Genomic DNA, 12,319 nt, shown 5'->3' on the forward strand with positions numbered 1-12,319 from the left:
CTTATCCTTTTTTATATTGTAAGTGATTTTATTCAGGAAGTATATTAATTGTAAACTTAAATAACTCTTACATTACTTTAGGTAAGTAATAGTATATAATAAAAATTCTGCTATAATTATTTTAATTAAAAGGATTATGAATGTATCAAATAAATGAAAAAGAATTTAAATGCCCTATATCTGTAACTTTAGATATTTTTAATGATAGATGGAAGCTATCTATTATTTGGTATTTATTAGAAAATGATTTAAGATTTAAAGACTTACATTCAAAAATTGATGAAATTACACAAAAAACTTTAACAGTAAAGTTAAAAGAGTTAGAACAAAAAAATATAATCCATAGGGAAGTATTTGCACAAGTTCCACCAAAAGTAGTTTATTCTTTAACTACTGCTGGTAAAAGACTAAAACCTGTTTTAGATGAGATGTTTGACTGGGGTGTTAGTTATGTTGATGAGTTTGGAAATATTACAGCAGATGCAAAATGTAAAACTAAAGAAGATAAATAGATAAAAATGGAAAATTTTCTTTTAATAGGCTTTGCTATCATAGTAGGATATGCCCTACAAAAACTTCATATTTTTCCTAGTGAGACTCCAAATATTTTAAATAAATTTATAATATATATTTCACTACCTGCAATAATTTTGTTACAAGTTCCAAAACTACAATTTTCTTTTGATATTTTAATTCCAGCTATTATTGCATGGATTGTTATGGGATTATCTGCACTTTTAGTGATTTTTTTCTCAAAAATTTTACATTGGTCAAAAGATGTTACAGGTGGTTTATTATTAGTTGCTATTTTAACTAATAGTTCAATCATGGGAATTCCTATAATTAACGCATATTTAGGAGAAGAAGCTCTTCCTTATGTTTTAATCTATGACCAATTAGGTACATTTATAGCTCTTGCTGTTTATGGAGCTTTTATCACTGCTTATTATTCATCTAACTCAAGCTTGAGTTTTAAACTTATTATTCAAAAAATCATAACATTTCCATCATTTTTAGCTTTGTTAGTTGCTCTTCTATTTTTAGGAAAAACTTTTCATCCTATGATTACAGGAATTCTTACAACATTTGCAAATACTTTAATTCCAGTTGCACTTGTAGCAGTTGGTTTACAATTACAGTTTAAACTACCAAAACATGATATAAAACCTTTAAGTATCGCACTTATAATAAAACTTATACTTGCTCCGCTAATTGCTTATCTTACTATTTTATTATTTGGATGGAATAATCTTGCAGGACATGTATCTATTTTTGAAGCAGGAATGGCTCCAATGATTACAGCAGGAGCAATGGCATCAATGGCAGGTCTTGCACCAAGACTTAGTATTGCAATTGTTGGTTATGGGATTTTATTCTCATTTATTACAACTGCAATATTATCTAAACTTATAATTTAATACATCTCTTAACTCTTTGTTAACACTAAAATAGTAATATATCCCCACAAAATTTAAAATAGGAATAAAAATGATTCAAATGGCAAAAAAACTATTGCTAGCATTATTAATAGGTACAAGCTTAAATGCAGCAACACAGTTATCACAAAGTGAAATTAAACAAATAGAAGAGTTAGAACTTTTTAAAAGAGTTCCAATTACTGTAAATAAAGCATATGATCTTAAAGATTTCTATTTATTAAAAGTAATTATTCAAGGTAGTCCTGATGAAGTGTATTTAACAAAAGACAAAAAGCATTTAATTGCAGGTGATGTAATAGATACTAAAACTGGTGCAAAAGTAGAAGCTCCAGCTGATGTATCAGGGTTAATAGGAAAAGAAATTTTAACTTATGGAAGTGGTAAAGATGAATATTTCTTATTTACAGATCCTGAATGTCCATATTGTAAAAAATTTGAATCATATTTCTCTCAAATTGAGAAAAATGTAAAAATTAGAGTTTTCTATTATCCTTTAGATTTCCATGTAAATGCTAAAGATATGTCTATATATGTAATGAGTAAAAAAACAAATGCTGAAAAAATTGATGCAATGTTAAATGTTACTATTGATGATGAAGGTTATAAAAATAGAAAATATTCTAAAGAACAGTTAGCAGAACTTGAAGCTAGTTTAGAAGCACAAATAGCTATTGCTCAAGAGTTAGATGTAAGAGGTACACCAGCTGTATTTGACAAAAAAGGAAATAAAGTTTCTTGGCCAAATATGCTTACAAAGTACAACGTAAAACAATAAGTATTTATACTTATTGTTTTAATTATTTTTCAATAGAAATATAAATTTCTATCTCATCTTCTTTTGTATAGTGTTCAAAATCAATTGAATATTTTCTTTTATACTCATCGTTATTTTCAAAGTAATCCCAAATCTCTTTCCAAGTATCAATTACAACTTGAGGTAATTCACCCTCTTTTTTAAATACTAAGTATTTTTCATCTTCAATCACAATAGCTTTTTTATTTTTTGTAACTTCAACACCAACTGTAACATCATAGTCACCGTTTACATCTGAAGTGTAGTTTGAATAAACCCCATACATTGAACTATTGTTTGCTTTATCATGTGTTCCACTGTATACATTATTTTCTGAATAATTATCCCATAAACCTGCAATCTTTGCAGTTTCTTCGTTCATTTCATTTTTATTATTAGTAGTTATACTAATTCCACTAATCATTAGTTTTTTAATTCTTGTTGTTTTCACTTTTATGCTCTTTCTTTCTTGGATTTTAGGATTATAGTAAAGATTTACTACTTATAGCATAAAATTTAATTAAGTTTAGAAAGTATTTTTATATTCAATAGAGTCTAAAATAGTTTTTACATTATATTTTGTAGATTTATCGCACTCTTTAAATTCATAACTTAAAGATAAAACTATATTTCCTAAAATAGAAGAAATAATTTCAAATGCTATATTAAGGGTATTACAGGGTATAAACTCTTTTTCTTCTATACCTTTTTGAAGATATTTATTTATTAAATCTATATTCTGCTGATTAAATTCATATAGTTTTCTAGATTCTTCTTTATTATTGTTAAATGTCATTCGTAAAAATTCAATAAAAATATATGTAAATTTTTCATCTACTGATTTTGACATAAATAAAGATTTAACTATAAAAAGTATTTTTTCTTTATTTGTTTCTAAGTTTTCTATATTTTCAAAAATTAATAAATGCATATTTTCAAAATAGACTTTGATATATTCATCAATAACTTCCTCTTTATTTTTAAAATATTCGTAAAATGTACCTTTTCCTATATTTGCAGTAATTGTAATTTCAGAAATAGTTGTGTTTGCTATACCTTTTTTATAAAATAAATTTGATGAAATTTCTATGATTTCTTTTCTTCTTTTATCTTTTATATTAGTACTCATTTAAAGTTCCTTTCAAAAAAACAAGAGGATTTATTCCTCTTGTTTTTTTATTTTTCTTCAAGTGCTCGTTTTGCCATTTTTTCATCACTATTTGTAATTTTTTCAACTACATAATAGAACATTGGAATAAAAATAATTGCAATAAATGTAGCAGCTAACATTCCACCAATAACACCTGTACCAATAGAGTGTCTACTAGCAGCTCCAGCTCCATGTGAAATCGCAAGAGGAACAACACCAATTGTAAATGCTAAAGATGTCATAATAATTGGTCTTAATCTTAATTTTGCTGCTTCAACTGCTGCATCAACTAATTTCATACCTTCTTTTCTTTTATGTAAAGCAAACTCTACAATTAAAATTGCATTTTTTGCACTAAGTCCAATAAGAACTAACAATCCAACTTGGAAATAAATATCATTTGATAAACCTCTCCAAATAGTAGCTTCTATAGAACCTAATACAGCAAATGGAACTGCAAAAACAATAGCAATTGGTAAGAACCATCTTTCGTATAAAGCTGAAAGAATTAAGTATAAGAAAACAATACCAGCTATAAATGCTAAACTGCTATTAGTAGATAATTCTTTTTCTTGATAAGCAGTACCTGTCCATGCAATTGAATAATCAACGGGTAATACTTCTTTTGAAATTTTTTCAATTACATCAAGAGCTTCACTTGAAGAAACACCAGGAGCAGGAGATCCAGAAACTTTTGCTGATTGGAACATATTCATTCTTGTAATAATATCAGTACCTGTTGTTTTTTTAATTGCTACAAATGATGTAATTGGTAATAAATCACCATCACTTCCCCTAACAAAAATTTTATTTAAATTATCAGGGTTTTCTCTATATTTTTGAAGTGATTCAATCACAACATTATAATTTTTACCATTTAAAGTAAAATCATTTACATATTTATCTGCTAAACTTGCATTTAATGCTGTAAAAATATCACTAGTAGTTACACCTTTTGAAAAGGCTTTTTGATAATCTACTTCCATTTTATATTTTGGAGTATTTACATTAAGAGTTGATCTAACTCCTACTAAACTAGGATCAGCATTTGCTTTTTTAACTATTTCAGTTACATATTTATTTAATTCCATAATATCAGTACTATTTCTAGCTTGAACATACATATCAAAACCACCAGTCATTGACATACCTGGAATTGGAGAAGGAACAACACCGAAACTAAAACCTTCAGTTGTAGTTTGCATTAATTGTCCTGTAAACTTCTTAGCTAAATATGGTGTTTGTTGATCTGGATTTAATCTTTCATCCCAATCTTTCATATCAACAAATGTAATCATTGCATTTGTTCTATTTGTAAAAGTACCAAAATCCATACCTGGAATTTGAAATACTTGATCAACATTTGGATTTTGTGTAACAGTGTCATAAATCTGACCTGCAAGTTTTTCTGTTCTAGTTAGTGAAGAACCTGGAGGATTATAAGAAAGAATAAATACATTTCCTTGATCTTCAGTTGGAACTAGTTCTGTATTCATTTTCCCATATTCAGAATATGTAACATAAACAACAGCTGCATAAATTACTAAAAATACTACGGAAAGTCTAATAACAAATCTAACAATTTTCGCATATCCATTTGATAAAGCATCAAACATTTTATTAAACCATCTGAAAATAAAGATTGGTTCACCATGAACAGGTTTTAGTAATAAAGCACAAAGTGCTGGTGTTAATGTTAATGCAACAAAACCAGAAATTGCAACTGATATTGCAATAGTAACAGCGAATTGTTTATACATTACACCTGAAAGTCCACCAAGGAAAGCAACAGGAAGGAACACAGCTGATAAAACTAAAACTATGGCAATTAATGCACCTGAAACTTCTTGCATTGCTTTCATTGTTGCATCTTTTGGATTCATTCCATCAGACATATGCTTTTCTACATTTTCAATAACAATAATAGCATCATCAACAACAATACCAATTGCAAGTACCAATCCAAATAAAGTTAGAAGATTTATACTATATCCTAAAGCATACATTCCTGCAAAGGCACCAACAATTGAAATTGGTACTGCTAAAATAGGAATTAGTGTAGCTCTCCAGTTTTGTAAGAAAATATAGATAATTAACATAACTAGAAGCATAGCTTCAATAAAAGTATAAATAACCTCATTAATAGAAACTTTAATAAATGATAATGTTTCATAAGGAACTCTATAACTTACACCTGATGGAAAAATTTCTTCAATTTCACTAATTTTTGCATTAATTGCAGCATCAGTATTTAAAGCGTTCGCACCTGATTGTAAGAAAATACCAAAAGGAATTGCATTTTTACCATTATATAAAGGTTTTCTTGAATATGAAGCAGCTCCTAATTCAACAGTTGATACATCTTTTAATAATACATTTCTTCCTGTTTCATCAGATTTTAAAATAATATTTGAGAATTGTTCTACATTTTTAAATCTATCTGGTGTTTGTAAAGTATACGTAAACATTTGCTTACTTGATATAGGTTCTTGACCAAATTTACCAGCAGCATATTGCTCATTTTGATCTTTAATTTTTGCAATTATGTCAGCAGCTGTTAAATTAAAACTTACTAATTTATCAGGATCAATCCAAACTCTCATAGCATATTCTTTTTCACCAAAGATAACTACATCACCAACACCCTTTATACGTTTAAGTTCATCAACAATATTGTTTTTTGCATAATTTGATAAAAATAGAGTGTCTTTAGAATTATCTGGAGAAATCAATGCATATACTTTTAGCATACTTGCTGATCTTTCACGTACATTTAAACCTTGACTTTGAACAATAGCCGGCATTGTAGAAAGTACTGTTTGTACTCTATTATTTACATTTACTTTTGCATCTTGTCTATCTGTACCTACTTCAAAAAAGATACTAATAGAAGCTGTTCCATCATCTGATGTTGTTGATTCCATATAAATCATATTTTCAACACCATTTAAACTCTCTTCTAATGGTGCAACAACAGTTTGAGCAATAGTTTGTGCACTTGCTCCTGGATATACTGTAGATACAATAATTTGAGGAGGTGACACTTGTGGAAACTGCTCAATTGGTAAGTTTTTAATTGCCAACAATCCAGTAAGAAATATGATAATAGAAATTACCGTTGTAAATACTGGATTTTTTATAAAATAAGAAGAAATCATTTTATTCTTTTCCTTCCATTATTTTAACTTTAGAATTAGGTCTAAGTTTTGCAATATTGCTTAGTACTATTTTATCCCCACTTTTTAAACCACTACTGATAATAACACCTATTGAAGAGTTTTCACCTGTTAGTTCTACTGGTCTGATTTGTGCTGTTGAGTTCTCATCAATAACATATACAACTGAGTTATTCCCACTTTGCATAATAGCCTCTTCTGGAATACTAATAACATTTGGAATTTCTATATCATCAATATTAATATTTGTAAATTGTCCAACAATTACTTTTCCATCTTTATTATTAAATTCTGTTCTTAAAAGAAGCGTATCTGTTGCAGAATCTAATACAGGAGATATATAATTAAGTGTTCCACCCATAATACATTCATTTTGACAATTCATAGAAAATTTTACTTCTTTTGATTTTATATGACTTAAGTATTTCCCAATATCAGTTTGAGGTAATGAAAACTCAGCATAAACAGGATCAACTTTTGTAATTGTTGTTAAAGTAGTATTTTCATTTACATAATTACCAACATTTAATTTAGTAATAGAAATAATTCCACTCATTGGTGCTTTTATTTCTGTATAGCCATATTGAATTTTTGCATTTGTTAAAGCTGCTTGTGCATTTTTTTCATTTGCGATTGCATCTTGATAGTTATAGTAATATTCATCTTTTTGAGATGCACTAATTGATTTTTGTTCATATAATTTTTTATATCTATTCCAATCATTTGTAGCTTTTACTAATAATGATTTTGCTCTATTCACAGCAGCTCTTGATGAATCAACATTTGCTTGATATGTTCTTTGCTCAATTGTATATAGTTTTTGACCTTTTTTTACAAAAGATCCTTCTTCAAAATATCTATTTTCTATTGAACCTGAAACTCTTGCAATAATATCTACACTTTTTTCTGCTTTTATTATTGCAGGATACTTTTTACTTATTTTAACAACATCACTATTTACAGTGAATACTTCAACTGGAACAGCTGGAGCCTCTTGTGCTGCATTTGCAAATACAAATGTACTTGTTAATAATACTAAACCTAATAATAATTTCTTCATTTTACATACTCCCATACATTTTTTCCATTTTGATATATTAAATTTGCTTTACTTATTTCTAAAGCATTTTTTACAGCCCATAAAGCACTTTGTGCTTCTGATTTATCACTTAAAGCTTCTAAATAAGAGACATTATTTACAAGACCATTTTCATATTTGTTCTTTGTTACATCATATGTACTTATTGCAGCTTTTAAACTAGCTTCTGCTGATTTGATTTTAAGTTTATTAATATCATAAGATTTTTTTGCCAAACTCAAATCTACATCGGCTCTATTCTTTTCATATTCGTATTTTGATTTTGCACTTAAAAAAGATTTATAAGCTGCATCATAAGCTGTTTTATTTGAATTGAAATCAAATAATTTCCATTCTACGTTTACTGCAAAAACATTTTGATCTCTTAAAGCTTGATCTGCATAAGTATCACTATTATAATTATGATCATAATATGTATATTTATTATCAAGATTTACTTGTGGTTTGTTTGTAGTTTTAACATTTTTAGCATTTAAAAGTTGCGTTTGCACTGAATGTTTTAATGATTTGATATCATTTCTTAAAGTAGCTTCTTCATTTTTAATTTCAATAAAAGAACCATCACTAATAGTTACTCTTTGACCTGTTATATATTCTAACTCATGTAAAATAGTTTGAATATTTAATTCTATTTCTTGTAATTCAACATTTGCTTTTTCCATATTTGACACGATTCTATCTACTTCATCACTTGTAGTAGTTCCTGCATCTAAAAATTTACTAAGTCTATCAAACTGAGCATTTAATTGTTCTATTTCAGTATTTTTAGCTTCTTTTGCAGCTTTATTTGTTAAATAATTAAAATAATGGTCAATAACATCTAATGTAACATTGTTTTTTAATGAAATTAAATCTTCCGAGGAACTATTTATTCTAGATTTATAAGTTTTATATGTTAAATCTTTTTTCCCTCCATCATAAAGACTATAAGATAAATCTACATAAGCATTTAAAGAGTTATTGGCTGCTGATGCAGTTTCATGTGCGACATCTGTATAAGCTCCACCTACACTTAGACTTGGTAAATAGCCTTTTTTAACACTATCATATTCTTTTTTTATAGATTCATTACTCATTTTTGATGCTTCTATATTTTTATTTACTAATGACATTTTAATTAAATCATCTAAACTTTCTGAGAAAAGTAAAATTGGAAATGTTAATCCCAATAAAACATACTTTGACATTTTTTATCCTTTATATATATCTTCCTAGGAATGTAACATTTAATATCTTATATTTAGCTTACTAGGAAGCTACTTTTAATTATAATTTAATTATTTCTATGATAAACTCTTTTCATGAAAAAAGACTTTTTAGATACATTTTATAAAAACTTAAGTGATAAAGAAGAGGATAGTTCTTTAACTAGTATTACTTTATCAATGGCTATTATTTCAGAAAAGATATATTCTCATGCTAAACATATTCATGATAAATATGACTTAACACGCGCAGAGGTTGATTTATTAGCAACTTTGAATATATATGGCGGAGAGTTAACGGCTTCACAGATTTCTGATAGAATGGTTTTTACCTCTGGTGGTATGAGTAAAGTAATAAAAAAACTTGAATTAAAGAAGCTTATCTATAAAAAAGAATCTACAGAAGATAAGAGAAGTTCTTTATTACATATTGAACAAAAAGGTAAAGATATTTTAGATAAATGTTTGCCTGAACTTAAACAGGCTCATAGACATTTTTTAGGGGTTTTAAATGAAACGGAAAAAGATATATTAGAAAAAGCTCTTAAAAAGGTTTTGTATAACTCTATAGAAAACTAAATTTAAAAACTATAAAAGATTTAAAATAGAGTCAATTTCAAGTGACTCTAATGTAAAACTACTAATATCCAAATCCTCAAGCATATGTATTTGTGATGTAGTTCCATTAAGTGGTGTTATATCTATTTGATTTAAAAATTTATAAAAAACTTGCTCAGGAGTTTTATTATATTTTGCTGCTAGTTCAACAAGAAGCTTACTTTTTAAAAGATGAGGATTTCCAGTAAGTGACCAAAAACTTTGATAAGTAATATTTTTTTGTTTACAGAAGTTTCTTATCTCTTTATCATAAGATGATTCACTATAAAATCTATTTTGAACAACCTTTGGTTTTACTTTTGCAATATCATATAAATATCTTAACAATTTAAAATCATAACAATTAGAAATTCCAATCTGCCCTACTTCACCATTTTGTACAAACTCTTCCATAGTTCTATAAACTTTTACTAAATCTTCAATAGGAGCAAAAGGAGAATGGATAAGATAAGAATCAATAAAATCAACATTTAGATTCTTTTTAGAAGTATAAAATGATTTTTCAAGTTGCGTTAAAATATCATCAGATGATAAATAAGGCATATTATTTAAATCTTGACCAGATATTGGTGTAAATTTTGTTTGAATAAATAAATCATCTCTTTTAATACCATCTTCAATGGCATTTGTTAAAGCAATTCCAACTAAATCTTCTCTATAATGCTTTGGTTGACAAGCTGTATCTATTGCTTTAAATCCAGAAGATATTGCAAGTTTTACAAGTCTTGTAGTCTCTTCTTTCTTCCAAGCTGTTCCATAAATCATATTTGTCATTTTAAAGCCTTTTGAAAAGATTTAGTTTTTATCTTAAATTTTTTAAGATCTTTTTACAAACTCTTGTTTTAGTTTTATTGCACCAACACCTGGCACTTTACAGTCAATATTATGTCCATCATTTCCTTCTACAAGTTTAATACCTTTAATTTTTGTACCAACTTTTATTCCAGAAGAACTTCCTTTTACCTTTAAATCTTTTATAACAGTTACATCATCACCATCATTTAAAAGTGTTCCGTTTGCATCTTTAACTACAAGAACATCTACATCTTCTTCCTCAGTACTTGTTGCAGTCCATTCATGAGCACACTCAGGACAGATAAGTAAACTTCCATCTTCATAAGTATATTCACTGTTACATTTTGGGCAATTTGGTAGTTGTTCCATTTTTTTCCTTTTTAATTAATATTTTGCATGATATCTAAAGTCTTGTTATGACTTGGTAAAACTAGAGTATTTATCTACCTTTTAATAGTATAAATGTAGCAATTGCGGATATAAATATACCTATAATTGTAAAAAAGTTCATAATAGTACCATCAATAAAAAAGGCAATAAGTCCAACAACTGCAGGATTTAAATATACATAAGCCATAACTTTTTTAGGACCTAAAATTACATTTGCACTTTGGTATAAAAATACAGTAAATAGTGTAGTAAAAATCGTCAAATAACCAATATTTAAGAAATTTGTTGTATTTAACTTTCCCCATTCCAAAGGAATATCAAATAAAACTAAAGCAAGTCCCATCCAAATACAACCCCCAATTAAAGTCATAAATACAACAACTAAAAGCTCATCATCTTTTTTATAAAGATATTTTGAAGTAATAGCATATAAACTCATCAGAAAAATTGTAAAAGTAAATATTATGTCACCTTTATTTAAAGAAAAAGCTAGAAGTAAGTCTAAATTACCTTTAAATACAACGATACAAGTCCCAATAATTCCTAAAAAATAAACCATATATTGTTTAGAAGAAATATGCTGTTTAAAAACAAATATTGAAATAATACCTGTAACAAGGGGAATCAAAGTATAAATAGCACCAGTATTTAAAGCACTTGTTAATTCTAATGCCTTGAACATTCCTATAAAATATCCTGAATAAAAAAAGCTTATTAACATAGTTCTTTTAAAAGTATAAAAAATTTTAATTCGATATTTTTTAATAAGTAAAATAAAAGGTGCTAGGATAAGCGAAGCTAAAATAAATCTCATCAATGTTATAGAAATAGGATCAATAGTCCCTGTTAATTTTTGAGATACAACAAAAGAACCACCTACTAAAAAAGTGGCAAATATTACAAAAAAATGTGCTTTAATGTTTTGTGACATAATAATAAACTCCTAAAAAATGAAGTCTATCAAAACTTTAATATTTTGTCCTTTACATATGTTGATTTAAGCATAATTTTGAAAAAATGCTCTTATGAAAATAGATAAAGAAAAGATTTATAGTTTATTAAAAATAACGATTGATTCATATTATACTTTAAGTAATAATACATGGGAAGAATTTCAAAAGATTTGTAGTATACAGATTCTGAAAAAAAATGAATATGCTTTTGATACAAATACAAAAGTTAATTGTATAAGTTTTATATATAAAGGTCTATTTAGAACTTCAAGTATTAATGAAAAGGGGAAGAATATAATAAAAACTTCTTTTGGGAAACAAGATTTTATGGTCCTATTGTTTCTATGCTTAAAGATAACAATCCTGATTCATCTGTGCAAGCTTTGGAAGACTCTATTGTTATTAATATAGATTATAAAAGATACAGAGCACTTTTTTATAAATATGAAGATTTAAAACTATTCCATATTTTATATTTAGAGAAACATTGGGTTATACAAAAAGATGAAATAGCCTATTCTTTGGTCTTAGAAGACGCAAAAACAAGATATGAGAGGTTTCTTGATGAATTCTCAAATATCATCACTAGAATACCTTTATATCATGTTGCCCTATTTTTAGGTATTAGTCCTACTCATTTAAGTAGAATTAGAAAAGATATGGAGCTTTAAATAACTTTATCATTAACAATTCATTATATA

Annotated in this window: 13 protein-coding genes; 5 read left to right on the forward strand and 8 right to left on the reverse strand. The window is 27.0% G+C overall.

The annotated features are described in order from the left end of the window. Positions 1–140: 140 nt before the first annotated feature. The 3 genes from KO488_RS09250 to KO488_RS09260 all read left to right on the forward strand — a co-directional run bounded on the left by KO488_RS09250 (position 141) and on the right by KO488_RS09260 (position 2,214). Positions 141–512 (forward strand): winged helix-turn-helix transcriptional regulator, encoded by a 372-nt coding sequence (locus KO488_RS09250; protein ID WP_216058515.1) that lies wholly within the window; start codon positions 141–143, stop codon positions 510–512. 6 nt (positions 513–518) lie between these two features. Then, positions 519–1,418 carry an AEC family transporter gene (locus KO488_RS09255; protein WP_216058516.1) on the forward strand — a complete coding sequence of 300 codons (900 nt, stop codon included), beginning with the start codon at positions 519–521 and terminating at the stop codon, positions 1,416–1,418. Positions 1,419–1,488: 70 nt separating this feature from the next. Next, positions 1,489–2,214 carry a thioredoxin fold domain-containing protein gene (locus tag KO488_RS09260; RefSeq protein WP_216058517.1) on the forward strand — a complete coding sequence of 242 codons (726 nt, stop codon included), beginning with the start codon at positions 1,489–1,491 and terminating at the stop codon, positions 2,212–2,214. A gap of 22 nt (positions 2,215–2,236) precedes the next feature. Here the strand turns inward: KO488_RS09260 and KO488_RS09265 are convergent, their stop codons facing one another. From KO488_RS09265 to KO488_RS09285, 5 genes are all read right to left on the reverse strand, one after another. Then, complete coding sequence (locus tag KO488_RS09265) at positions 2,237–2,683, reverse strand: GyrI-like domain-containing protein (RefSeq protein ID WP_216058518.1); 447 nt, start codon at positions 2,681–2,683, stop codon at positions 2,237–2,239. A 75-nt stretch (positions 2,684–2,758) separates the two neighbouring features. Next, the gene (locus tag KO488_RS09270) at positions 2,759–3,361 is read right to left on the reverse strand and encodes a TetR/AcrR family transcriptional regulator (protein WP_216058519.1); all 603 of its coding nucleotides are present in this window, start codon (positions 3,359–3,361) and stop codon (positions 2,759–2,761) included. Between the two features lie 47 nt (positions 3,362–3,408). Further along, positions 3,409–6,540: an efflux RND transporter permease subunit gene (locus KO488_RS09275; RefSeq protein ID WP_216058520.1), complete on the reverse strand. Its 3,132-nt coding sequence runs from the start codon at positions 6,538–6,540 to the stop codon at positions 3,409–3,411. A gap of 1 nt (position 6,541) precedes the next feature. Continuing rightward, positions 6,542–7,618 (reverse strand): efflux RND transporter periplasmic adaptor subunit, encoded by a 1,077-nt coding sequence (locus tag KO488_RS09280; protein ID WP_216058521.1) that lies wholly within the window; start codon positions 7,616–7,618, stop codon positions 6,542–6,544. Beyond that, a complete protein-coding gene (locus KO488_RS09285; protein WP_216058522.1) occupies positions 7,615–8,844 on the reverse strand; it encodes a TolC family protein in 1,230 nt (409 codons plus the stop codon). The genes KO488_RS09280 and KO488_RS09285 overlap by 4 nt, the downstream gene beginning before the upstream one ends. Positions 8,845–8,958: 114 nt before the next feature. Between KO488_RS09285 and KO488_RS09290 the strand changes: the two genes are divergently transcribed. Further along, entirely contained in the window at positions 8,959–9,441 is a 483-nt protein-coding gene (locus KO488_RS09290; RefSeq protein WP_216058523.1) for a MarR family winged helix-turn-helix transcriptional regulator, read from the forward strand. A 9-nt stretch (positions 9,442–9,450) separates the two neighbouring features. On the opposite strand, the gene KO488_RS09295 is transcribed toward KO488_RS09290, so the two are convergent. The 3 genes from KO488_RS09295 to KO488_RS09305 form a co-directional block, all read right to left on the reverse strand. Next, a complete protein-coding gene (locus KO488_RS09295; RefSeq protein ID WP_216058524.1) occupies positions 9,451–10,254 on the reverse strand; it encodes an aldo/keto reductase family protein in 804 nt (267 codons plus the stop codon). 42 nt (positions 10,255–10,296) lie between these two features. Continuing rightward, positions 10,297–10,644, reverse strand: coding sequence for a zinc ribbon domain-containing protein YjdM (locus tag KO488_RS09300; RefSeq protein WP_216058525.1), 348 nt, complete (start codon positions 10,642–10,644; stop codon positions 10,297–10,299). A 70-nt stretch (positions 10,645–10,714) separates the two neighbouring features. Next, positions 10,715–11,596: a DMT family transporter gene (locus tag KO488_RS09305; RefSeq protein WP_216058526.1), complete on the reverse strand. Its 882-nt coding sequence runs from the start codon at positions 11,594–11,596 to the stop codon at positions 10,715–10,717. 366 nt (positions 11,597–11,962) lie between these two features. Between KO488_RS09305 and KO488_RS09310 the strand changes: the two genes are divergently transcribed. Further along, a complete protein-coding gene (locus KO488_RS09310) occupies positions 11,963–12,289 on the forward strand; it encodes a Crp/Fnr family transcriptional regulator (RefSeq protein WP_216058527.1) in 327 nt (108 codons plus the stop codon). Positions 12,290–12,319 lie beyond the last annotated feature (30 nt).

This window comes from Poseidonibacter lekithochrous, from assembly GCF_018861145.1.
In the GTDB taxonomy this organism is placed as follows: Bacteria; Campylobacterota; Campylobacteria; order Campylobacterales; family Arcobacteraceae; genus Poseidonibacter; species Poseidonibacter lekithochrous_A.

What these genes read in the sequence shown, in the direction of transcription:
- KO488_RS09275 (WP_216058520.1), bottom strand. Translation starts at nt 6,540, where the DNA reads ATGATTTCTTCTTATTTTATAAAAAATCCAGTATTTACAACGGTAATT.
- KO488_RS09250 (WP_216058515.1), top strand. Translation starts at nt 141, where the DNA reads ATGTATCAAATAAATGAAAAAGAATTTAAATGCCCTATATCTGTAACT.
- KO488_RS09260 (WP_216058517.1), top strand. Translation starts at nt 1,489, where the DNA reads ATGATTCAAATGGCAAAAAAACTATTGCTAGCATTATTAATAGGTACA.
- KO488_RS09310 (WP_216058527.1), top strand. Translation starts at nt 11,963, where the DNA reads ATGCTTAAAGATAACAATCCTGATTCATCTGTGCAAGCTTTGGAAGAC.
- KO488_RS09280 (WP_216058521.1), bottom strand. Translation starts at nt 7,618, where the DNA reads ATGAAGAAATTATTATTAGGTTTAGTATTATTAACAAGTACATTTGTA.
- KO488_RS09285 (WP_216058522.1), bottom strand. Translation starts at nt 8,844, where the DNA reads ATGTCAAAGTATGTTTTATTGGGATTAACATTTCCAATTTTACTTTTC.
- KO488_RS09305 (WP_216058526.1), bottom strand. Translation starts at nt 11,596, where the DNA reads ATGTCACAAAACATTAAAGCACATTTTTTTGTAATATTTGCCACTTTT.
- KO488_RS09255 (WP_216058516.1), top strand. Translation starts at nt 519, where the DNA reads ATGGAAAATTTTCTTTTAATAGGCTTTGCTATCATAGTAGGATATGCC.
- KO488_RS09270 (WP_216058519.1), bottom strand. Translation starts at nt 3,361, where the DNA reads ATGAGTACTAATATAAAAGATAAAAGAAGAAAAGAAATCATAGAAATT.
- KO488_RS09295 (WP_216058524.1), bottom strand. Translation starts at nt 10,254, where the DNA reads ATGACAAATATGATTTATGGAACAGCTTGGAAGAAAGAAGAGACTACA.
- KO488_RS09300 (WP_216058525.1), bottom strand. Translation starts at nt 10,644, where the DNA reads ATGGAACAACTACCAAATTGCCCAAAATGTAACAGTGAATATACTTAT.
- KO488_RS09290 (WP_216058523.1), top strand. Translation starts at nt 8,959, where the DNA reads ATGAAAAAAGACTTTTTAGATACATTTTATAAAAACTTAAGTGATAAA.